This window comes from Pseudomonas brassicacearum (assembly GCF_003732225.1).
Classification (GTDB): Bacteria; Pseudomonadota; Gammaproteobacteria; order Pseudomonadales; family Pseudomonadaceae; genus Aquipseudomonas; species Aquipseudomonas brassicacearum_E.
The window spans coordinates 1-22,352 of record NZ_MOBJ01000003.1 but is presented as its reverse complement, the minus strand read 5'-3'; the positions used below and the strand labels follow the sequence as shown (position 1 = coordinate 22,352).

16 protein-coding genes are annotated in these 22,352 nt (G+C 60.7%); 12 read left to right on the top strand and 4 right to left on the bottom strand.

The window, feature by feature from the left end:
* The first annotated feature begins 73 nt into the window (after positions 1-73).
* Both BK659_RS03145 and BK659_RS03140 read left to right on the top strand, forming a co-directional pair.
* On the top strand, positions 74-1,513 hold the full coding sequence (locus BK659_RS03145; RefSeq protein ID WP_123423678.1) for a contractile injection system protein, VgrG/Pvc8 family: 1,440 nt from the start codon (positions 74-76) through the stop codon (positions 1,511-1,513).
* Entirely contained in the window at positions 1,510-2,295 is a 786-nt protein-coding gene (locus tag BK659_RS03140; protein ID WP_123423677.1) for a DUF4123 domain-containing protein, read from the top strand. The genes BK659_RS03145 and BK659_RS03140 overlap by 4 nt, the downstream gene beginning before the upstream one ends.
* Positions 2,296-2,485: 190 nt before the next feature.
* Here BK659_RS03140 and BK659_RS03135 read toward each other — a convergent pair whose 3' ends face one another.
* Complete coding sequence (locus tag BK659_RS03135; protein WP_123423676.1) at positions 2,486-3,826, bottom strand: MATE family efflux transporter; 1,341 nt, start codon at positions 3,824-3,826, stop codon at positions 2,486-2,488.
* A gap of 234 nt (positions 3,827-4,060) precedes the next feature.
* On the opposite strand from BK659_RS03135, the gene BK659_RS03130 reads away from it, so the two are divergent.
* Positions 4,061-8,959 carry an alpha-2-macroglobulin family protein gene (locus BK659_RS03130; protein ID WP_123423675.1) on the top strand — a complete coding sequence of 1,633 codons (4,899 nt, stop codon included), beginning with the start codon at positions 4,061-4,063 and terminating at the stop codon, positions 8,957-8,959.
* 137 nt (positions 8,960-9,096) lie between these two features.
* Here the strand turns inward: BK659_RS03130 and BK659_RS03125 are convergent, their stop codons facing one another.
* Entirely contained in the window at positions 9,097-9,390 is a 294-nt protein-coding gene (locus tag BK659_RS03125) for a hypothetical protein (RefSeq protein ID WP_123423674.1), read from the bottom strand.
* A gap of 142 nt (positions 9,391-9,532) precedes the next feature.
* Between BK659_RS03125 and pbpC the strand changes: the two genes are divergently transcribed.
* The 6 genes from pbpC (at position 9,533) to BK659_RS03095 (ending at position 16,541) form a co-directional block, all read left to right on the top strand.
* A complete protein-coding gene (gene pbpC, locus BK659_RS03120; protein ID WP_123424070.1) occupies positions 9,533-11,845 on the top strand; it encodes a peptidoglycan glycosyltransferase PbpC in 2,313 nt (770 codons plus the stop codon).
* A 149-nt stretch (positions 11,846-11,994) separates the two neighbouring features.
* On the top strand, positions 11,995-12,297 hold the full coding sequence (locus BK659_RS03115) for a MazG-like family protein (protein ID WP_123423673.1): 303 nt from the start codon (positions 11,995-11,997) through the stop codon (positions 12,295-12,297).
* Complete coding sequence (locus BK659_RS03110) at positions 12,297-13,046, top strand: methyltransferase domain-containing protein (RefSeq protein WP_123423672.1); 750 nt, start codon at positions 12,297-12,299, stop codon at positions 13,044-13,046. The genes BK659_RS03115 and BK659_RS03110 overlap by 1 nt, the downstream gene beginning before the upstream one ends.
* 179 nt (positions 13,047-13,225) lie before the next feature.
* The gene (locus tag BK659_RS03105) at positions 13,226-13,834 is read left to right on the top strand and encodes a DUF4136 domain-containing protein (RefSeq protein ID WP_123423671.1); all 609 of its coding nucleotides are present in this window, start codon (positions 13,226-13,228) and stop codon (positions 13,832-13,834) included.
* A gap of 28 nt (positions 13,835-13,862) precedes the next feature.
* The gene (locus tag BK659_RS03100; RefSeq protein ID WP_123423670.1) at positions 13,863-14,420 is read left to right on the top strand and encodes a DUF4136 domain-containing protein; all 558 of its coding nucleotides are present in this window, start codon (positions 13,863-13,865) and stop codon (positions 14,418-14,420) included.
* A 192-nt stretch (positions 14,421-14,612) separates the two neighbouring features.
* A complete protein-coding gene (locus BK659_RS03095; protein ID WP_123423669.1) occupies positions 14,613-16,541 on the top strand; it encodes a pilus assembly protein TadG-related protein in 1,929 nt (642 codons plus the stop codon).
* Here the strand turns inward: BK659_RS03095 and BK659_RS03090 are convergent.
* Both BK659_RS03090 and BK659_RS03085 read right to left on the bottom strand, forming a co-directional pair.
* Positions 16,538-19,291, bottom strand: coding sequence for a PAS domain-containing sensor histidine kinase (locus tag BK659_RS03090; protein ID WP_123423668.1), 2,754 nt, complete (start codon positions 19,289-19,291; stop codon positions 16,538-16,540). The two genes, BK659_RS03095 and BK659_RS03090, sit on opposite strands and share 4 nt — an antisense overlap.
* A complete protein-coding gene (locus BK659_RS03085; RefSeq protein ID WP_123423667.1) occupies positions 19,288-19,728 on the bottom strand; it encodes a TadE/TadG family type IV pilus assembly protein in 441 nt (146 codons plus the stop codon). Before BK659_RS03085 ends, BK659_RS03090 begins: the two co-directional genes overlap by 4 nt.
* 75 nt (positions 19,729-19,803) lie before the next feature.
* Between BK659_RS03085 and BK659_RS03080 the strand changes: the two genes are divergently transcribed.
* The 3 genes from BK659_RS03080 (at position 19,804) to BK659_RS03070 (ending at position 22,182) form a co-directional block, all read left to right on the top strand.
* Positions 19,804-20,274: a prepilin peptidase gene (locus tag BK659_RS03080; RefSeq protein WP_123423666.1), complete on the top strand. Its 471-nt coding sequence runs from the start codon at positions 19,804-19,806 to the stop codon at positions 20,272-20,274.
* Positions 20,275-20,399: 125 nt separating this feature from the next.
* A complete protein-coding gene (locus tag BK659_RS03075; RefSeq protein WP_123424069.1) occupies positions 20,400-21,179 on the top strand; it encodes a response regulator transcription factor in 780 nt (259 codons plus the stop codon).
* Between the two features lie 616 nt (positions 21,180-21,795).
* Entirely contained in the window at positions 21,796-22,182 is a 387-nt protein-coding gene (locus tag BK659_RS03070; protein ID WP_123423665.1) for a DUF6124 family protein, read from the top strand.
* The last annotated feature ends 170 nt before the right edge of the window (positions 22,183-22,352 follow it).

Here is a 22,352-nt window from a genome sequence, read left to right as displayed (position 1 = left end):
TGTATTTCGGCACTCTACTCGGCCATGTCTCTCAGCGAGAATCCCCGGCCGCCCCTCCTGTAGAGAAACGCCGATGTTCGATTCCGTCAACGAGCCGTCATTTCGTCTGGAGATAGCGGGTCAGCCCCAACCCTTTACCGTTGTAGCCTTTATCGGTAGCGAGTCTATCAGCCAGCCCTTTGCCTTCGAGCTGGATCTGCAGCTCGATGAGCGGCGACTGGACATCGCCAGCCTGATGTTCCGTTCAGCCTATTTGGGTTTCGGGAGCGCGGGCAGCGGTATCCATGGACAGATTCATGACCTCACTCCGCTTCATGACGACGCGATGCCTGCGCTCTGGCGTCTGTGCCTTGGGCCGAAACTGGCCTGCCTGGCGCAACGCTTCAACCAGCGGATTTTTACCGGGCTGTCCGTCCCGCAGATTCTGGTTCAGGTGCTGAGGGAGCACGGCATAAACGAAAAAGCCTGTCGATTTGAGCTCAGGGACGACTACCCCGTGCGGGACTTTTGCACCCAGTACCGCGAATCGGATTTGGCGTTTGTGCAGCGCCTGTGCGAAGAAGAACGGATTCACTACCATTTCCAGCACCGCAAAGGTGGTCATCTCCTGATCTTTGCCGACTCTCAACGAAGCTTTCGTCCAGGCGACAGCGCGACGTTTGACGAGCTGGGCACTGCACCTGCGGTCAGGCGGTTCAAGGTTCATGCTCACGCCGATATGCCCGGTCAGGATGGAGCGCTGAAACCTGTCGTCGAAGGCGAAACGGACCTGCCGAACGTGCGTAGCGGTGTGTTGATGCCGTTGTCGGGGCATCCCTGTGCCGACTGGAATCACTTGTGGTTGCTGACTCGAGTCGAGCATTCGGGTAGCCAGGTGCAGATGCCGTACTACCGGAATCGTATTGGTGCGATTCCTTGGGAGACGCCGTTTGCAGCGTCTTGTCCAAGCGCGAAGCCGCGGATGAATAGCGTGCAACGTGGTTGGGTGGTCGAGGTGGACGAAGTGCGCAGCGACTGCGCGCAACGCATCGCCGTACAGTTCGATTGGCTTTATCAGGGCGAGGGCGCACGGCCCAGCCATTGCTGGCTACCGGTTTCGCCCCGACTGTGTGCCGAAACGGTTGCCGGTTTAACGACGGGGGTTGAGGTCTGTGTGAGCTTTATCGAGGGTGACCCGGACCAGCCATTGATCACCGGTGTATTTCGCGGGCCGACGTTTATCGCCGACACGCTGCTGCCTCCCGACGAGGCTCCCCCAGCCATGGCAAACGAGGCGCTGTTGCCACTCCCGGTCAGCCTCAAGACCGTGGAGCAAGCACTGGTCGGGGAGCAGACCCCGACGTTTGCGGATTTGCCGCCGGCTGGCCGGCATGACTTGTTGACGTTGGTCCAGAGCAGTCAGCCCTTGGTGTTGCTGTGTTTGATACCCGGCGGGGGGAGCTTGATGTATTGCCGGCAAGCGATCTGTGTCTGCCGCACGGTGGCAGGGCTTGGCCAAAGTGGTGCGGCATGATCGCTGTCCAGTCGGCGCAATGGCTTTTGCTGGATGTACCGGGTTCGCCGGACGCCGGGTGGAACCTGCAGCAGCGTTTTGCCGATGCACCGTGTTACGCGCTGTTCGAGAACACCGACCTGCATGCGTTGCGCGACCAGGGACCACAGCTGATCGAACTCTCGGCGCAATCGTCTCTGGCGCAATGTTGCCACGGCGAGCCAGCGGACTGGCCGGGGTTGCTGCTGGTCAGTTCCGTGCGATCGGAGCAATTGCTCGGGCACCTTCGCCGTATGCTCACGGTCACCTTCGGGCTTCATTACAAGGGCCTGCTGAGCTACTACAACCCGTTTATCGCCAGTTACTTTTTTGATGCCTGTGATGCCCGCGAGTTGAGCCGCTGGCTGGGGCCGATCGATAAAGTGTACTGGTATGGCGGCACCTGGGCAGACCGGGCGATCGGCAGTCTGGGTTGGCAACACTTGGTCAACCCCCGGTTGACCGTCAGCGAATTGGCCATCGAAGACAACCTCAGTCTTCACCAGCAGGGCAAGTTGCAGGTGTGCCTGCTGGAGCGGCATGCCTGGCACTGGAGTCGCTCGACGGGCCACGACTTTGACGCGATCTGGTCCTGTGTGCAGGAAGGACTCGAGCAGGGTTTCAGCGAAAGCGCCGTACTCGATGGCTGGTTGCGGCTGCGCTTGCAGTACCCGTCAGCCACGCCTGAAGAACACCTGCCGGGGCGGACTCAGCAAGAGCGACTCGACAGCTTGCGCAACCGCTGGCAGAGCCATCGCTCCTGAATTCATAAATTACGACGAAGAACTGCACTCGTAGCAGCTGTCGAGCCCGCGAGGCAGCGTTCGAGGACGAAGTCCTCGTAAATCCTGAGTACGCGGTTTGCCTGAAAGAACGCGCTGTCTGATATTACGACCGCTGCGCGGCCGAACGCAGCCTCGCAGGCTCGACAGCTGCTACGGAACAGCACGATATTCAGACTGCGAACCAGCCATCGTTCTTGCGCAGGTTCCAGGCGAAAGTCCCAAGCGTCAGGCTGCGCAATAACATGAACAGCAGAAAGGTCAACCACAGTCCGTGGTTGCCGAAATCTCGCAACGCCCAGGCAAATGGCAGCAGCACAAGTACCGTCAGCAGCATGCCGTTGCGCATTTCCCGGGCACGGGTGGCGCCGATGAACAGACCATCGAGCAAGTAGCTCCAGACGGCGATCAGCGGCAGGGCTGCGAGGTACGGCAAATAGATGAATGCGGTGTCGCGCACGCTTTGGATGCTGGTTTGCATTTCGATGAACAGATGCCCGGCGCACAGGAACAACAGCGCAAAACCCAGGCTGGCAATCAGTGACCAGCCGCAGGCCACCACCAAGGACCGACGCAAGGCCTGACGGTCGCGGGCGCCGATGGCGTGGCCGCAAAGAGCTTCCACCGCATGGGCCAGGCCATCCAGGGCATGAGCCGTCAACAGCAAGCCATTCAACAGCAGGGCATTCGCCGCCACCGTCGCATCGCCGAGCCGTGCGCCTTGCACGGTGACCATGAAAAACACCGATTGCAGCGCCAGGCTGCGAATGAAGATGTCGCGGTTGACCGCCAGCAGCGGTCGCCAACTCTGCCACAGTGCCAGTGCCGCCCAGGCGATATGCCCGGGGTAGGCGCGCAGGGCGTTACGGGTCATGGCCAGGCCGAGCAGGGTGCCGGTCCATTCGGCGATCACTGACGCGCGGGCCGCCCCGACGACACCCCATTCCAGACCCAGGACGAACCACAGGTTGAGAGCGATGTTCACCAGATTGGTGGTCAACAGAATCGCCAGCGGCGCGCGGGCGTTTTGGGTGCCGAGGAACCAGCCGACCAGCGCATAACTGGCCAGCGCCGCCGGTAAGCCAAACAACCGGGTGTGGAAAAACTCGCGGGTCAGTTGATCGAGCTCGGCAGACGGTTGCATGAAGTGCAGCGCCACACCGCTCAGCGGTACGCCAAGCATTCCAAGCAGCAGCGACAAGCCCATCGCCAATAGCAAGCCTTGCAGCAGGATCTGCCGCAGCGCTGCGCCGTCACCGCGTCCGGCCGCCTGCGCGGCAAACCCGGTGGAGCCCATGCGCAGGAAACCCATGGCCCAGGCCAGAAAAGTGTACAGACTGGCGCCCACCGCGACGGCGCCGAGCTGATGCGCGTGGGGCAGGTGGCCGATCACCGTGCTGTCGACCAGCGCCACCAGCGGCACGGAAATGTTCGAAAGAATCATCGGCGCGGCAAGCGCCCAGACGCGGCGATGAGTCGGGCGATCGCGCCAGTCGGTAATCAGCGTAGACATGCAGGCTCCTTGGGGGAGCTGGCATTGTAGCGGTAGATCCGACCGACAGTAGTCTTGTGAAAAGCAGGCTTTTTGTGAGGAGGGATGCCGGTAAGTTAGGCCGTTACACGATCCGTAGCAGCAGGCTTCGCCAGCTGCTACGAGTCGTGCGGCGGCTTTTAGGTCAATCTGACCAGCCCGGCGAGCGCTTGGGCTATAGTTCACCCCTTCGATACTCTTGCCGACGAGTGCCCCATGCTTAACAAAGGATTGTTTCTGGCCTGCGCGCTGATGCTGCTCAGCGCCTGCGATTCATCGACCTCGACCAAAGCGCCGGCCAGTCCTGCGCCAGCGGCGCCGGTTACGACACCCAAGGCCAAGGCTGTGCAGGATGTCGCTACGCTGAAGCAGCGTTACACCGGTCGAGAACTGAGCGTGGTGGATGTCTCGGAAATCCAGCTCGACGGTGCCAGCACACTGTCGGTGAGTTTCTCGGTGCCGCTGGACCCGGAGCAGAAGTTCGCCGACAAACTGCATCTGGTGGACAGCAAGACTGGCAAGGTCGATGGCGCCTGGGAGCTTTCGGACAACCTGATGGAGCTGCGCCTGCGCCACCTTGAGCCACAGCGCAAATTGGTGCTGACCATCGACGCCGGACTGCTGGGGGTAAACGACACCAAACTGGCCACCGAATACAGCAGTCGTCTGGAAACCCGCGACCTGCAACCGACTGTGGGTTTCGCCAGCCGTGGCACCTTGCTGCCGACTCGCCTGGCGGAAGGTCTGCCGGTAATCGCCTTGAACGTCGCCAGGATCGATGTCGAATTCTTCCGCATCAAGCCCGAATCGCTGCCGGCGTTCCTCACCCAATGGGGCCGCAACAGCAGCCTGCAAAGCTATGAGTCGCGTGAACTGCTGCCGATGGCCGATCTGGTGTACGGCGGCCGTTTCGACCTGAACCCGGCGCGCAACACCCGTGAAACCCTGCTGCTGCCAATTGCCGGCCTCAAGCCGTTGCAACAGCCGGGTGTCTACCTGGCGGTGATGCGCGCCTCCGGCACCTACAGTTACTCGCAACCGGCGACCCTGTTCACCCTCAGCGATATCGGCCTGTCGGTGCACCGTTACCAGAACCGTCTGGACGTGTTTACCCAAGCGCTGGAAGGCGGCAAAGCGCTGGACGACGTCAGCCTCGAACTGCTCGACGCCAATGGCCGAGTGGTCGGTCAGGGCAAAACCGAGAAGGGTGGCCACGCCGAGTTGCCGCTGGCGAAAAAGGCCGAAGTGCTACTGGCCCATCAGGGCGAACAGACCAGCATGCTGCGCCTTAACAGCGCGGCGCTGGATCTGGCCGAGTTCAATATCGGTGGGCCACAAGCCCATCCGCTGCAATTCTTCGTGTTTGGCCCGCGTGACCTCTATCGCCCCGGCGAAACCGTGCTGCTCAACGCTCTGTTGCGGGACAAGGACGGCAACGCGGTCAAACCGCAGCCGGTCAGCGTCGAAGTGCGTCGGCCGGATGCGCAGGTCAGTCGCAAGTTCGTCTGGGACGCCGATGCCTCGGGCCTCTATCAATATCAACTGCAACTGGCCGGCGAAGCGCCGACCGGGCGTTGGCAACTGGTGTTCGATCTGGGCGACGGCAAGCCGCAGCTCTACGAGTTTCTGGTCGAGGACTTCCTGCCTGAGCGTCTGGCACTGGAGCTCAAGGGCAGCGATACGCCAATCAAACCGGCCGACACCGCTGAAATCAGCGTCAACGGTCGCTACCTCTACGGCGCGCCGGCGTCAGGCAATCGCTTGAGTGGTCAGGTTTACGTACGGCCATTGCGTGAGGCGGTCAAAGGTTTACCGGGCTATCAATTCGGCTCGGTCACCGAAGAAGAACTGAGCCAGGACCTGGAACTGGATGAAACTGCACTGGACGCCGACGGCAAGGCGGTGATTTCGCTTGAGAGCAAATGGGCCGGGGCCAAGTCGCCGCTGCAACTGATCGTCCAGGCCAGCCTGCACGAGTCCGGTGGCCGGCCGATTACCCGGCGCGTGGTGCAACCGGTCTGGCCGGCGGATCGCTTGCCGGGTCTGCGCGCATTGTTCAATGGCCAGGAAACCAACGGCGATGGCCCGGTCGAATTCGAACTGTTGATGGCCAACAATGAAGGCCAGAAACTGGCCGCCGACAACCTCAAGGTGCGGCTGGTCCGTGAGCGCCGCGACTACTACTGGAACTACTCGGAGAGCGATGGCTGGAGCTATCACTTCAACGAAAAATTCCTCAACCTCGACGAAGAAACCGTCAGCATCAAGGCCGGCGATACGGCGAAGATCAGCTTCCCGGTGGAGTGGGGCCCGTATCGCGTCGAAGTTGAAGACCCGCAAACCGGCATCGTCAGCAGTCTGCGCTTCTGGGCCGGCTACCGTGCCCAAGACAACGCCCAAGGCGGCGCGGTGCGTCCGGACCAGGTCAAACTGGCGCTGGATAAGCCCGCCTATGGCGATGACGATACCGCCAACGTCACCGTGACCCCACCGGCTGCCGGCAATGGCTATTTGCTGGTGGAATCGGCCGATGGCCCGTTGTGGTGGCAGGAAATCGATGTGCCGGCCGAGGGCAAAAGCTTCGCGGTGAAGCTTGATCCGAAGTGGGCACGCCACGATCTGTACGTCAGTGCGCTGGTGATTCGTCCCGGCGAACGCAAGGCTAACGTCACCCCGAAACGTGCAGTCGGCGTGCTGCATCTGCCGCTGGACCGGACTCAGCGCAAACTCGGCCTGAGCCTGACGGCGCCGGAAAAAATGCGCCCGAAACAACCGCTGAGCGTGAAGATTCAAGCGAAAAACGCCGATGGCAGCGTGCCGAAACAGGTGCATGTGCTGCTGGCGGCGGTGGACGTCGGCATCCTCAATATCACCGAATACCCGACGCCGGATCCGTACTCCAGCCTGTTTGGTCGCAAGGCCTATAGCGCCGACCAACTCGACGTTTACGGGCAACTGATCGAAGCTGGTCAGGGTCGTTTGGCCAGTCTGGCCTTCGGTGGTGACGCGGCGCTGGCCAAGGGCGGCAAACGTCCGGACACCAGCGTGACCATCGTCGCTTTGCAAAGCGCACCGGTGACGTTGAACGAGCAGGGCGAAGGTGAGGTCAGCGTCAACATCCCGGACTTCAACGGTGAACTGCGGTTGATGGCCCAGGCCTGGACCGATGATCGTTATGGCATGGCCGAAGGCAAAACCGTGATCGCTGCGCCGCTGATTGCTGAACTGTCGGCGCCGCGCTTCCTCGCGGGTGGCGACCAGACGACGTTGGCGCTGGACCTGTCGAACCTCTCGGGTAAGGCACAGACGTTGGAGGTGCAATTGAGCACCCAAGGCCCGTTGGACCTGAACAACGAGGAGGTGCACCGCGTGCAGCTGACTCAGGGCCAGCGCACTACGCTGCGGATCCCGGTGCGTGCACAGGGTGGTTTTGGTCAGGGCAAGGTCAAGGTGCTGGTCAATGGCCTCGACCTGCCGGGCGAGAACCTGCCGCCATTCACTCGCGAGTGGACCTTGGGCGTGCGTCCGGCGTATCCGGCGTTGCTCAAGCACTATCGTGCGGTGCTCAAGGATCAGCCGTGGAGTTTGCCGGAGGGTGAGTTGTCGCTGTTCGACGCGTCCGGGCGTGAGGCCTTGCTCAGCCTGTCGAGCCGGCCGCCGCTGAACCTTGGCGAGCAGATTCGGGCACTCAAGGCTTACCCTTACGGTTGCCTGGAACAAACCACCAGCGGACTCTACCCATCGCTCTATGCCGACGCCGCGAGCCTGAAACGGCTTGGCCTGGAAGGCGAGCCGGACGCCGACCGCAAACGCAAGATCGAACTCGGTATCGAGCGCTTACTGGGCATGCAGCGCTACAACGGCAGCTTTGGTCTGTGGGGCGCCGAGGGTGAAGAAGAATACTGGTTGACCGCCTATGTCACCGATTTCCTGCTGCGTGCTCGCGACCAGGGTTTTGGTGTGCCGCCCGAGGCGCTGAAAAAAGCCAGCGAGCGACTATTGCGTTACCTGCAAGAACGCAACCTGATCGAAGTGAACTACAGCGAAAACGCTGAGCACACCCGTTTTGCAGTGCAGGCCTACGCCGGTCTGGTGTTGGCCCGTAGCCAGCAGGCACCGTTGGGCGCGCTGCGCAGCCTGTTCGATCGTCGCACCGATGCCCGTTCCGGTTTGCCGCTGGTGCAGCTGTCGATCGCCTTGCAGAAGATGGGCGATCAACCGCGTGCTGATCAGGCCTTGCTCGCGGGGCTTGCGGCCTCACGCAAGCCGAATGACTGGTTGGCCGATTACGGCAGTCCATTGCGCGATCAGGCACTGATTCTGGCGTTGCTGGAAGAAAACGATTTGGGCAAGGGCAAGCTCGAAGAACGGTTGTTCGAACTGTCCGATCAACTGGCCGCCAGTCGCTACCTGTCGACCCAGGAGCGCAACTCGCTGTTTCTTGCAGGTCGCGGCTTGATCGGTAAACCGGAAGCCAGCTGGAAGGTTCTGGTGAGTGGCAACGCTGAAGTCGAACTGAACAATGATCGGCCAGCTCTGGGACTGGAAGGCAAGCTGTTGTCATCGGCATTGACCTTGAAAAATGAGGGCAGCGAACCGGTCTATCAGCAACTGACCATTTCCGGGTATCCGGTTCAGGCTCCGGTTCCCGGTGGCGAGAACCTGAGCATTCGCCGCGAGTACCTGGGCATGAACGGCCAGCCGTTGAACCTCCAGGCTTTGGCCAGCGGCGATCTGGTGCTGGTGCATATTGCGGTCGCCGCCAAGCAGCGAGTACCGGATGCGTTAGTGGTGGACTTGCTGCCGGCCGGTCTGGAACTGGAAAACCAGAACCTGGCGCAAAGCGCCGCGAGCCTGGAAAACGCCAGCAGCAAGGTCAAGGAGTGGCGCGGTTCGATGCAGAACGCCAGCCTCAAGCATCAGGAATTTCGCGATGACCGTTACGTTGCGGCGCTGAACCTGGACAGCTACGGCACCACGCATTTGCTGTACCTGGCGCGGGCCGTCACCCCCGGCACCTATCGCGTACCGCCACCGCAAGTGGAATCGATGTACCGGCCGAACTGGCAAGCCGTGGGCGAAACCGTGCCGGAGATGGTGATCAAGGGCCACTAACCGAAAGAGATGATGCATCAGTACATTGTGGGAGCGAGCTTGCTCGCGATAGCGGTCTGGCAGGCAACATATTTGTTGAATGTGAAGCCATCATCGCGAGCAAGCTCGCTCCCACAGAGTCGTGGCACTGATTCGGATTAGTGAACAACCCAGCTCAGCACCCACAACCCCAGTACCAGCCAGATTACCCCTGCGATGATCGACGCACGCATAAAGGCGCGGATCGCCGAGTACAACAGCATCAAACCGATGATCAGCACGAGAATGCTGATGATCGAGGGCTCCATGCCGAGTGCCCGCGACAGCCCGTCGACAAAGTTGCCGCTGGCGTGAGTCAAGGCATTGAACAACCCACTGAGCGTATCGACGATGAACCGGATGACCGAACCCAGCGCCTGGCCGAGCCATTCGAAAAAGCTATCTACCTGCATGTGTACGTCCTGATGGAAGAGTGGGAGCCAGAGCTGAACTCTTTGGCCATTGTCAGTGCTGGCGAGCGCCCTTGAAGCATAGAGGTTTGGTGGTTTGAATTTGCGAATAGTAACTGAACGTCTGCGCCCACTGGGCAAGCTTCTGCGTTGGGCTTCAGGTAGTGTGCTGCTTCTGGTCGCGCTGCTGTGGCTGGCTGACCGGATCTGGCCGTTGCCCTTGCCCAAGGACGACCTGGCGCGGGTGGTGCTGGCCGAAGACGGCACGCCGCTGTGGCGGTTCGCCGATGCCAACGGCGTGTGGCGCTATCCGGTGGAAACGTCGCAGGTATCGCCCTATTACCTTGACGCGCTGCTGACCTATGAGGACCGCTGGTTCTATCGGCATCCCGGCGTGAACCCCTTGGCGCTCGGTCGGGCGACGTGGCAAAACCTCACCGGCGGACGGGTGTTGTCCGGCGGCAGCACTTTATCGATGCAGGTCGCGCGGCTGCTCGATCCGCATTCGCGAACGCTGTTCGGCAAGCTGCGCCAATTGTGGCGTACCGCACAACTGGAATGGCACCTGTCCAAGGATCAGATTCTCAACCTTTACCTCAACCGCGCACCGTTCGGCGGCACGCTTCAAGGTGTGGCGGCGGCGAGTTGGGCTTATCTGGGCAAGTCGCCGCAACACCTGACCCACGCCGAAGCCGCGTTGCTGGCGGTATTGCCGCAAGCTCCGAGCCGCTTGCGTCCGGATCGACACGCGGCGCGCGCGCAGGTGGCGCGGGACAAAGTGCTGCGGCGTCTGGCGCAATTTCAGGTGTGGCCGCAATCGGCGGTCGATGAAGCACTGGAAGAACCGTTGCTGCTGGCGCCCCGTCTGGAGCCGAGCCTCGCGCCACTATTGGCGCGGCGCTTGAACCGTCCGGACAGCCCGCCACTGATTCGCACCACCCTCGACGCCAACCTGCAACGGCGTCTCGAAGACTTGCTGCTGGGCTGGCGCGCACGCCTGCCGGAGTACACGTCGGCGGCGATTCTGGTGGTCGAGGAAGAAAGCATGGCGGTGCGCGCCTATCTCGGTTCGGTGGATATCAATGACGACCGGCGATTCGGCCATGTGGACATGATCAGTGCGATGCGTTCGCCCGGTTCCACCCTCAAACCCTTTCTTTACGGCATGGCCATGGACGCCGGTCTGATTCATTCCGAATCGCTGCTGCAGGATGTACCTCGGCGTTACGGCGATTATCGGCCGGGCAACTTTTCCATGGGCTTCAGCGGCCCGGTGCCGGCCAGCAGCGCGCTGTCGACCTCATTGAATCTGCCGGCAGTGCAGTTGCTGGAAGCCTACGGGCCGAAACGCTTTGCCGCCGAAATGCGTATCGGCGGCATGCCGTTGACCTTGCCGCCACTGGCCGAGCCGAACCTGGCGTTGATCCTTGGCGGTGCTGGTAGTCGTCTGGAGGATCTGGTCAGCGGTTACAGCGCGTTCGCCCGTGGCGGCAAGAGCGCCAACCTCCGTTTACAGCCCGACGATGAACTGCGTGAGCGGCCGCTGCTGTCACCGGGTTCGGCGTGGATCGTGCGGCGGATTCTCAGTGGGCAGGCGCGTCCCGACCGCGATCCGCGCGCCGAGCTGGTGCAGCGCCCGGTGCTGGCCTGGAAAACCGGCACCAGCTATGGCTTTCGCGATGCCTGGGCGATTGGCGTCGGGCCGCGTTACCTGATCGGCATCTGGATCGGTCGCCCGGACGGCACGCCGGTGCCGGGTCAATTTGGCTTGGCGTCGGCAGCACCGTTGATGCTGCAAGTCCACGATGTGTTGATCAACCGCGACAGCCAGCGTGGCATCAGCGCGCCGGTAGAACCGGTGCCGTTGAACGTCGGGGTGGCGGCGATCTGTTGGCCGCTGGGTCAGCCGATGAGCCGCAATGACCCGAACTGCCGTCGCCAGCGCTTCGCCTGGACGTTGGACGGCACTACGCCGCCGACGCTTCAGGCTATGGATCAGCCGCTGAGCGTGGGACTGCTGGAGAAGGTCTGGGTCAACGCCAAAGGTCTGCGGGTCGACGCCAAATGCCCAGGCGCCGTGGCTCGGGATATTGCCTTGTGGCCGGCACCGCTGGAGCCTTGGCTGCCACGGGTCGAGCGCCGTGAAGCGCGCTTGCCGGCCAACGACCCGGATTGCCCAGGGCCAGTGTTGGCGGCGTCTTCGCCGCTGTCGATTGTTGGCGTACGTGAAGGTGATCAACTGCGCCGGCCAGCGGCCAGTCAGGAACTGCTGCGGCTGAAGCTGTCGGCACTCGGCGGCAGTGGACGGCGCTGGTGGTTCGTCAACGGCACGCCGCTGGGCGACAGCGCTAATCAAGAGAGCATCAACGCCACCTTTGAACAGCTCGGGCGCGTTGAGTTGAGTGTGCTCGATGAAGGCGGACAGACGGCACGGGTCGAGTTCAACGTCGTCGATTAGTCCGCCATCGCGAGCAAGCTCGCTCCCACAGGGGATCCGCGGTGAGCGCAAAACTAATGTGGGAGCGAGCTTGCTCGCGATCTGTCGCGCAGCGACAGCTTGCTTCCTGAGAAAATCGGCCCGAAGCTATACGCCTTCAGGAGAGCCCGATGAACCTTGTTGAACTGACCGAACGCCTACACTGCATCCGTGACCGCAACGACTGGCGGCAATTTCACAGCCCGAAAAACCTGGCGATGGCCGCCAGCGTCGAAATGGCCGAGCTGGTGGAAATTTTCCAGTGGCTGAGCGAAGACCAGTCGCGCCAGTTGTCGGCGGACAAACTCGCCCATGCCGGTCAGGAAGTCGGTGACATCGTGCTCTATCTACTGCTGCTGTGCAGCGAGTTGGGGTTGGACATGGAACAGGTAGTACGCAGCAAGCTGACTGACAGCGAACGGCGGTTCAGCTGATGAGCGACCGTCATTTCGATCAGTTGGCGACCCGTTTCGCCGAAAAAATCTACGGCGGTGCCAAAGGCGCGATCCGTCTGGCGGTGCTTCAGGCCGATCTGGCTGAAGCCCTGCCGGATCGACCATTGCGGGTGCTGGATATCGGCGCCGGTCTGGGACACATGTCGTTATGGCTGGCCCAGCGCGGCCATCAAGTGACCCTGGCCGAGCCTGCCGAACCAATGCTCGAAGGCGCCCGCCAGCGCTTCGCCGATGCAGGGCAAACGGCAACGTTTATCCAGGCACCGTGGCAAGAGCTGCTGGGTCAGCTCACCGAACCCTACGACCTGGTGCTGTGCCACGCGGTGCTGGAGTGGCTGGCCGAGCCTCACGCGATTCTGCCGGTACTGCATCAGCTGACGACTAAAGACGGCTGGCTGTCGCTGGCGTTCTATAACCGCGATGCGCTGATTTACCGCAACTTGCTCAAGGGGCATTTCCGCAAGATGCGCAAGAACGACATGGCGGGCGAGAAGCAGAGCCTGACCCCGCAAATGCCGCTGGATCCGCGCGAACTGGCGACGCAACTGGAAGGCCTGTGGCAGGTCGAAACCCAGAGCGGAGTGCGGGTTTTTCACGACTACATGCCGCTGGAATTCCAGGCCCGTGCCGAACTCATCGACTTGCTGGAAATGGAACTGGCCCACCGTCGTCACCCGAGCTTTGCGGGTCTGGGGCGTTACCTGCACTGGATCTGCCGCCCGGTCTGAACCATGGTTTCCGTAGCAGCTGTCGAGGCTGCGAGGCTGCGTTCGAGGACGAAGTCCTCGTAAATCCTGGACCAGGAACTCGTGGCCTGATTCAACGACTGCTCCGCAGCCGAACGCAGCCTCGCAGGCTCGGCAGCTGCTACAAGGGTTAGAACGCTGATGCTTCTGTGGAGAGGACAATGAAACGCCGTTTGGGATTGATCATGTTGTGTCTGGGGCTCGGTGCCTGTCAGGGCAGCAATCCGTATATCGCCAGCTCCAACCCTCTACCGCCGGCCCCACCGCAAGCTGCCAAGACGTTTGATCGCAGCGCCTACCCGGCGCCACCGCGTGATTACGCTCGCTACCACAGTTGGGCCTGGCTCAACGGTCGGTTGCCCAACGGCTCGGCCTGGGCCGACTCGGCGCAGATCGCCGAAGCGGTCAGCAATGCGCTGGATCAACGAGGGTTACGCCCGCTGCACGACAATCGTCCGGCCGACCTGTGGGTCAGCGCCGACCTGCACCAGGAAACCCGCCTGAAACAGGTTCAGGACGATTACGGCTATGGCGGCTACGGTGGTTATAACCGTTACGGCAACGGCTACGGCATGTACAACACGGTGCCGATCGTCCGTACCTATCAGGTACAAGTGCTGGTGATTCGGGTGGACTTGTTCGATGCCGGCACCGGGCAACCGGTCTGGAGTGCCAGCGCTGAAACCGGCCTTCAGGGCAACGAAATAGAGCGTGGCGATGCGTTACGAACAGCTGTAGAAAAGGCGGTAGCGGCGTATCCTCCCAGTTAGGTTCCCTGACTAGAACCGGAGAAAAATCATGTCCCGCCGTCTCGCCGTACTGGCGTGCGCTGTGCTGCTCAGCGCTTGCCAATCGAACCAGGTCAATCACGATTTTGATGCCAGCCGCGACTTCGCCGCCTATCGTAGCTGGGCCTGGAAAGAGCCTGCCTTGCAATACCGTCCCGACGATCCCCGGATCAAGAGCGACCTCACCGAACAACGCATTCGTCAGGCCGTCGCCGACCAACTCGACCAGCGTGGTCTGCGCCCGGCAGCTACTGGTGCCAAGGCTGACGTCAATGTGCGGACCTACCTGATCGTCGAGGATCGCCAGCAACAGATCACCACTAACTACGGTGGTGGCTGGGGTGGCCCCTGGAACGGTTACTGGGGCGCACCGATGTACAACGAAACCCGCAACGTCTCTTACAAGGTCGCCACGCTTCAGATCGACCTGTTCGATGGCAAGGATGGCAAGCTGGTCTGGCGTGGCAGCGATGAGCAGTTGCTCAGCCGATCGCCTCAGCCCGCCGACCGCAGCGCCGCGATTCGCGAGACAGTAGGGCGGATATTGAGCAACTACCCACCGAGATAAAGCGAAAAAACATCCGAACACCGACCTCATACTGACCCTGCGTAGGAGCTGCCGAAGGCTGCGATCCTTTGATCTTCCCGACAGACGATTCGTTGCTGAACGGACGCCAAGATCAAAAGATCGCAGCCTTCGGCAGCTCCTACTACACTGCTGGAGGTAGCGCTCGGCAGTGCGCCGGCAAAGGAGTGCTCGATGTCTCCTCGTTTGCAGTTTCGCGGCCCGGCCCGGCAACGTGGCGCTATCGGTTTGCTCGCGGCAATGACCTTCGGCCTCGCGCTATTGTTTGCACTGTTGGTGGTCGACAGCGGCCGGCTCTATCTGGAACAGCGCAAGTTGCAACGGGTGGCGGACAACGCCGCGCTGGAAGCGGTCAGCCGCGGTGGCAACTGCCTGCCGGGCCTGACGGCGGCCAGTTACGCCGGGCAAAGCGCGGTTCGTAACTCGTTCATCGTCAGCGCCACCAGCACCCTGACCACCACCTGCGGCTCGCTGGTAACGGCGCCGACCAACCTGCGCACCTTCGTCGCCAATGCCGCGCAATCGACGGCCATTCAGGTAGTTGCCACCAACGTGGTGCCGACCAGTGCGGCGGGTGCTCTTCAAGCGTTGTTCAGTGGGGCTTCGGCCAGTGCCAATACCCTGTTGACGGCTACGGCGGTGGCAGCGGCGCCCAAGCCGACGCTGGCGCAGTTGAGTATTCGCAGCTCACTCGTAAGTGTCGACACCGCCAGGTCGAACCTCTTGAATCCACTGTTCTCGAGCCTTCTGGGCGGCAACGTGAGCCTGACAGCGTTGGGCTGGGATGGATTGGTCAATACCGATATCAACCTGCTCAGTTTCATGGACCAGTTAGCCATCGAGCTGGGGGTAACCGCAGGTGATTACACGGCATTGCTCAGCGCGCAAGGAACGGTGACTCAGTTCATCCACGCCGCTGCAACGGTTGCGGGTCAGAATGGTGCCTCGGCCGACGTAACGACGGCTTTGACCAGTTTGCAGCTGGGGACCGACAATGCACCGCCGATCAAACTCGGCGATGTACTTCAACTTCAGGCGGGCAGCTCGGCGGCCAGTCTGGACGCCACGGTGCAACTGTTCCAACTGGTTCAGGGGGTTGTCCAACTGGCGAATAAAAACAGTACAGTGACCGCCGTTCTACCGGTCAACGTATTGGGTCTGCTGGGTGTGACGACTCGTATAAAAGTGATTGAGCCGCCGCAGTTTTCTGCCATCGGCGATCCGGAACTGGCCAAGGCTGACCCGTTGGGCGTGAACCGAATCTATGTGAAAACGGCACAGGTAAGAGTTCTCACAACGGTCGACCTTTCCCTGATCAACGCTGTGTTACAGCTGGTTAATACGCTGTTGAGCCCGATCATCGTTTCCATTAACACGCTGCTGGCACCGGGGTGTCTGTTGGCAACCTGCACTCAAACCGATCTGCAAATAGCGCCTGAGGGTCTCAATCTGGACGTGGGGCTGGAAGCCGGTGTGGGTAGTAGTTATGTCACCGATTACTCATGTGTCAGTCCGACCAGTAAAAGTCTCACCGCCACCACGGACATTACCGCGCTCAAAGTCAAAGTCGGCAGAATAGACCCCGCGATTTGGTTTTCCTCGTCACCGTTGTCAGCTCTTTCGCCATTAACCCTGGTCGATATCGGCAGCAGGACCTGCCACGGATTGACCTTCATCTGCGGCCCACGCACACCGTTTACCGGTGGTGGCAGCGAAATCATGATCGACAGCCCGATCGCCGGAACCAGCGACCCGAATTACACCTACAACAACCCCAAGGAAATCAATGTCCCGCCACTGCCGACTCACACCGTTTCGGTATCGGGTGTCGTAGGCAGTTTGAGCGGGACGTTAGGAGGTGTAACGCTCATTCAGCACACGCCGACGATTGGCGGTCTGACGGCTTTACTGCTCAACACGTTGTCATCGCTGCTGGCAAATGCAACAACGCTGCTGATCGGTGCAATCGATGGTTTGCTCGCGCCATTGGTCGATCCGTTGGTCAATAACCTGTTGCTCAATCTGGGGATCGACGTCAACAAGGTCGATGTGGGTTTCAATTTGACCTGTGGGCAGAAAGGCAAAGCCTACCTGGCGATCTAGTCACCCAGCGCAATCGGCAGTTCGATACAGAACCGCGCGCCCTGGATCGAGTTGCGCACGCTCAGCCGTCCGCCCATGTTTTCGACGATGCCGTAGCTCACCGACAGCCCCAGCCCAGTGCCGACACCCACCGGTTTGGTGGTGAAGAACGGCTCGAAGATTCGCTCCAGCAAACGTGGATCGATGCCACCGCCGTTGTCTTCCACCCATAGCCGCAGCGAGCTGTGGTCGCGTTCGGCATACAGCGAAATCCACGGCTTGAACGCTGAATCGCCTTCGCGCTTGCTCAGCAGCGCGTCGCGAGCGTTGACCATCAGGTTGATCAGCACCTGTTCCAGCTGATCAACGTAACCGCGTACGTTGGCCTCGAAACCGAACTCGCTGATCCGCAAGTCGACGCCTTTGCCACGCATGCCTTCGGCCAGCAACGCCAGCGTGCCTTCCACCGCTTGTGCCGGGTTGAACAACTGTTGCTCGATCTCCGAGCGCCGGCCGAACACCCGCATGTGATCGACCACCCGTGCCGCGCGCTGGACCTGGGCGTCGATGCGCTTGAGTTTGTCTTGCAGGTAATCGATCTGCACATCGCCGCTGCTCAAGCGCTTGAGCACGTTGACGATGGCCATGCGCATCACGTTCAGCGGCTGGTTGATTTCATGCGCCAGCCCGGTCGCCATTTCCCCCAGGGTGGCCATTTTTGCGCTTTGCGTGAGCTGTTGTTGCGAGCGGCGGACCTCGGTGTTGTCACGGCCCACGGCCTGAATTTCCACCAGACGACCCTGCTCATCGAACACCCCGCGATCCGACCAGACCCACCAGGCGTGTTCGCGCCCGGGAAGTTGCAGGCTGATCTCGGCAGTATTCACCGGAAATTCTGGCGTCAGTTGGCGCAATCGCTGTACAAAGGCTTCGCGCTGTTCGGCCGACAACCAACTGCCCAGATCGACACCGGGCAGTTGTTCGGGAGCGCATTCCAGGTACGTCGCCAATGGACGATTACCAAACGTCAGCGTCAAGTCGGGACGGTAGCGGCAGATCATCGCGGGCGAATCTTCCACCAGAATCCGGTAACGCTCCTCGCTTTGCTTGACCTGTTCGGCAGCAAGGGTCGCTTCGGTGACATCCAGCCACAAGCCGACCGCCTCCACCGGCAGCCCGAGATCATCGCGCAGCAACTTCGCTTCATCGAGCAGCCAATGGTAGTCGCCACGCTGGTCGCGCAGACGGTAACGCGCGCGTACGGATCCCTCGCGCAGCAACTGGCGGGTGCGCTCGAAATACAGGTCGCGGTCTTCAGGATGAACCCGCTCGATCATCGCGTTGTCAGCAAAATCGTTCAGGTTCCAGCCGAGCAACGGCAGCAGGCTGTCGCTGAAAAAACTCGGTTGCAGCGCACCTTCGACATAGCGCTGCACGTAGATCACCGCCGGCGAACTGGCGATCAGGTTGTCCAGCCGGGCATGGGCAGCGGCGGCTTGCTGTTGTTGATTTTTGATGTCGCTGATGTCGAGCATGAAACCCACCAGCCGCCGCTGCTCACCCACGCCCAGCGCCTGACCTTGCAAGCGATACCAGATCGGTGTGTGGGCGTCGTCGGGTCGGTGCAGGCGCACGCACAGCAGTAAGGTTTTGCCGTGTAGTTGCAGGTCTTGCACGCGGCTGGTCAGCTCTTGGCGGGCGGCCGGATGGATCAGCGTCAACCACTCAGCCAGCGCTAACCGGGCGCTCTCCAGATGCAGAGTGAGGGCCAATTGCGGCGCCAGTTGAACCTCGTCAGTGTGGCCGAACAGCTCCCACCAACCGGTGCCGAGCAAGCCTTGCAGGGCTTCGAGTCGTTCCAGTTGCTGATGTTGATGCTGCTCGCGCAAACGCCCCAGTAGCGGCCCGGCCAACGCTGCGGCCAGCAGCAACCAGTCACGCTCGCTGAGCTCCGGAGCGCGCTGTTGCACCGGGTAAAAGCCACAGAGCAACCAGGCCGCGACACCGTGATCATCGCGATAAGGCACCAGAAACCCGTCGGTATTACCGAAAGTCCCCTGCAACCGCGGATGCTCGCTGAGGCCGTGAACCACACTCAAACGCAGCGGGGTATTACCGCTCAAACTGTCCAGGCTAGTGCCCAGCGACTGACCGGTTTGCCACAGCTCAGGCGCATCGTGTGCGCGGTACTGACTGTGGATCAGCCAGCTTTGTTCTTGCTCATCGAGCAGGGCGATGGCGACACAAGGGATGTGCCAGCGCTGAGCCAAACCTTGTAGCTGCTCGGTCAGAACGTCCGGCAGGCGCATCAGGCTGCACTGGCGAAGCTGTTCGCTCATGTGCCCCTCGAACACCTGACACTCCTCGCGACTGTGGGCCTGTTGACGTTCGTGGAGCAGATCGCCAATGTCGAGCAACTGCAGCAGCCAGCCGTCAGGCGCCGGCAGAACCCAGCCGCGCAGGTGCAAGGTTTGTCCGCCGATGCCGCAGAAGTCCAGATCCAGACTTTGGCCTTGCCAGTCAGCGGGTGTGCCTTCGACGGCCAGGTGGCTGTGGGGGAGCAGGTAGTTGATCAGCGGCGGGGACTGGTCGGCGGGCGGATGCTGCGCCAGCGCATGGCGCAACGGTCCGCTCATTTGCAGCACCCGTCCCTGGTGGTTCAGCAGCAGGTGTAATCCGACGTTCTGCGTCACCAGGCTGTAGGGCGTGTCGGGTTCCTGGAACGGCGGACGATTGAGCAGCCGGCCGAAGAGCTTTTCCCCTGGCGTCAAAATTGAAGACTCGATTGCGCAGTCAGATTCGTCGGCAGATTGGGCACCGTGCCGACACCTGGCAGGACGAGGAACGGGATGACTTGATTGAGCTTGCTGGTGGGGTATTTCACGCTGACTGTCAGCACACCTGCGCTATAGGCCGCGGTGGTGTCCACACCGTAGGTGATGTTGAAGGCGCTCGGCACCCAGGACAGCTGATTTTTCAGTACGCTATTTGCCAAGTCCTGCACGGCTTGTGGGTAGTTGGTCGTGTTCGGGTCCAGTGCGACGCTTTGCCGGACCGCCTCGGCAGTAGCCTCGTTGAATGACTGCACCAGCAACAGCGGCAGGCTGTAACTGACGATTCCGTAAAACACCGCAAAAAAGATTACGAATACCAAGGCGAACTCAATCGCCACAGCGCCTTTTTGCTTTCTAGGGAGGCCTGATTTCATGAGTGCGTCTACCCTGACAACGACTACGTGGTATCAGCATAGAATCATTCAGCCAAAGCGGACGATTTTTACCAGATGCAGAGTTTTGTCTTACTGATCTGGCTGGCGCTCTGCGCGGCGCAGGATGTTCAGCAACGGCATATCGCCAACAGCCTGACGTTGGGAGCAGGGTTGTTGGCGCTGATTTATTTGCTCTGGACCGGCACCACCTGGCTGGGCGCGCCGGCTGCCCAGGGTGGTTGGGCACTGTTGCTGGCGCTGCTGTTTACCGTGCCCGGTTATGTGTTGGGGCGGATGGGGGCCGCTGATGTGAAGCTGATGGCGACGATCGGTCTGGCGACCGACAGCCTGCATTTACTCGGCAGTTTTATCGGCGCCGGGGTGGCCAGCCTACTGTGGTTATTGATCGCTCAAAAAATCTGGCCGCATATGAGTCAAGGACTTAGAGGTCGTCTTCAGTACCTGGCGCCAGAACTGTCAAAAAATCCACCCTTCGCGCCTTTCGTGCTGATCGGCATGCTGCTGACACTGCCTTGGATCCACTAGTCGCGTGGCGCGACTAGCGCTATGTACATAGTAGGAAAGTAGGTCTACTTTCAACTCGGAGCCTGTACAACCTGTCGTTGTCGGTACAGGAACTGACAGTCTTCGGACAGGGCATGGAGTTGCAAGTGAACAAGCCTACCTCTGCAGTAAAAGTGCTGGTGGTCGATGATCAACCGTTGATTGTGGAAGAGCTTTGCGAGTTTCTTGAAAGCGGCGGCTACCGTTGCGTCCCGTGTGAGTCCAGCCAGCAAGCCATCGCGCGCTTCGGCGAAGACGTCGACATTGGCCTGGTGCTTTGTGATTTGCACATGCCTGGGCTCGACGGTATTCAACTGGTTCAGGAGCTGCAACGCATCGCCGGCAAGCACCGGGCATTCGAAGCGATCATGCTGACCGGCCGTGCCGACAAACAGGATGTGATCAAGGCATTGCGCGCCGGGATCGCGGACTACTATCAGAAGCCGATTGACCTGCAAGAGCTGCTCGAAGGGGTACAGCGTCAGGAAGTCGCGCTCCAGGAACGGCAAAGAAGTGTCCAGCTGGGGTATTTGAATCAGAAGTTGCAATGCCTTTCGGAATCCATCGATGACCTTTATCAGGACCTCGATAAAGTTCGCCGTGTTCCGCTAGTGTCGCCATCCGGGAGTTCAGGCGGTGAGGTGGATCGTGAGGGGATGCCGGCGATTTTCAATCAGCTGTCGCCTCGTCAACTTGATGTGGCCCGATTGGTGGGCAAGGGGCAGACCAATTACCAGATTGCCTGCGAGTTGGGGATTACCGAGAACACGGTGAAGTTGTATGTGTCGCAGGTGCTGCGGTTGACGCATATGCATAATCGGACGCAGTTGGCGTTGGCTCTGTCGCCGAGTGGTTCTGGGGGGCGGGCGCGGGTGACGGCGCACTAGGGTCTGGGGTACATATCCGTTGCTGCGGTAACGGCCACTTAGGGTTTCGCCTGACGGCGACTCACTTTTTTTACAAGCGCCTAAAAAAAGTAAGCAAAAAAACGCTCGCCCCAAGCGTACGGCACCTCGCCTAGGCTCGGCGTTCCCTCGCTCCGGTGTCCATCAGGGGGCATCGCCTACGGTCTGCTTCGCGACGACCTCCTCTCGATGTGTCCGGCTGCGCCGTACGGCGCTGTGCGCCCACCCCCTGATGAACACCTCCACTCGGCCTCCCGAAAGGGGCGGGTGGATCACAAGCAAAGCACGGCGGCCTGACAGCCGGCCTGAGTGGTAAAGGCGCGCCACTGGTGATGATCTTCGTAGGAGCTGCCGCAGGCTGCGATCTTTTGATCTTGCTCGATTGTTTCTACGTTATTGGGGCTTGTGTAATGCCCGTAGGAAGCGGCTTGAATTCGATGACAGCATCACGAGCAACGTAGAAATCTCCGACATGTCTTTCAGGTTGCCGCTCGGAAGCGCCACCTCTAGCCTTTGAACGTCGCTGCCTATTCAGCGTCCGGGCGTCGCGGCCCGAATAACTTGGTATATCCATTTCATATTCGGAGTACCGACATGCATATATCCATCCCCAATCCCCCCCGAAACCGACGACGTTTCCCCCTACGATTCTCCCGACTCGAAAAAACTCCACGACGCTGCCCACCGTGCACTCGATCATTACCTGAAACCGACCCTTGTGAAGCTACGCTTCAGTGATCTCCATTCGGACAGGTTGTTTGCCGTCAACCCGGATATCGACACCGAAAGTCTGTTGGCGAACGCTTCCGAAGACCTGGCCTCCGTCAAAGCCATGGCCGCCGATCTGGCATTCGAAATCGAAGGCTCGCGACGCAATGTGGCATTGGGCATCTGCAGGATGCTTGACGGAATCCGGCTGCTGGTAGACCGGGCGCTGGACAATCTGGATCCTGAAGAACCGGCGGAATATGTCGTCAAACCTTAACCGCTTGGGACGGCGATTATTTTGGCGGCAACACAACATTGAAATACGGCGGATGAACCGCTCGTAGCAGCTGTCGAGCCTGCGAGGCTGCGTTCGAGGACGAAGTCCTCGCAAACCCTATATACGCGGATTGCCTGATAGAACGCGTTGCCCGATTTTACGACCGCTTT

Coding starts and splice junctions, on each gene's coding strand:
- BK659_RS03145 (WP_123423678.1), top strand. CDS start 74: ATGTTCGATTCCGTCAACGAGCCGTCATTTCGTCTGGAGATAGCGGGT.
- BK659_RS03140 (WP_123423677.1), top strand. CDS start 1,510: ATGATCGCTGTCCAGTCGGCGCAATGGCTTTTGCTGGATGTACCGGGT.
- BK659_RS03135 (WP_123423676.1), bottom strand. CDS start 3,826: ATGTCTACGCTGATTACCGACTGGCGCGATCGCCCGACTCATCGCCGC.
- BK659_RS03130 (WP_123423675.1), top strand. CDS start 4,061: ATGCTTAACAAAGGATTGTTTCTGGCCTGCGCGCTGATGCTGCTCAGC.
- BK659_RS03125 (WP_123423674.1), bottom strand. CDS start 9,390: ATGCAGGTAGATAGCTTTTTCGAATGGCTCGGCCAGGCGCTGGGTTCG.
- BK659_RS03115 (WP_123423673.1), top strand. CDS start 11,995: ATGAACCTTGTTGAACTGACCGAACGCCTACACTGCATCCGTGACCGC.
- BK659_RS03110 (WP_123423672.1), top strand. CDS start 12,297: ATGAGCGACCGTCATTTCGATCAGTTGGCGACCCGTTTCGCCGAAAAA.
- BK659_RS03105 (WP_123423671.1), top strand. CDS start 13,226: ATGAAACGCCGTTTGGGATTGATCATGTTGTGTCTGGGGCTCGGTGCC.
- BK659_RS03100 (WP_123423670.1), top strand. CDS start 13,863: ATGTCCCGCCGTCTCGCCGTACTGGCGTGCGCTGTGCTGCTCAGCGCT.
- BK659_RS03095 (WP_123423669.1), top strand. CDS start 14,613: ATGTCTCCTCGTTTGCAGTTTCGCGGCCCGGCCCGGCAACGTGGCGCT.
- BK659_RS03085 (WP_123423667.1), bottom strand. CDS start 19,728: ATGAAATCAGGCCTCCCTAGAAAGCAAAAAGGCGCTGTGGCGATTGAG.
- BK659_RS03080 (WP_123423666.1), top strand. CDS start 19,804: ATGCAGAGTTTTGTCTTACTGATCTGGCTGGCGCTCTGCGCGGCGCAG.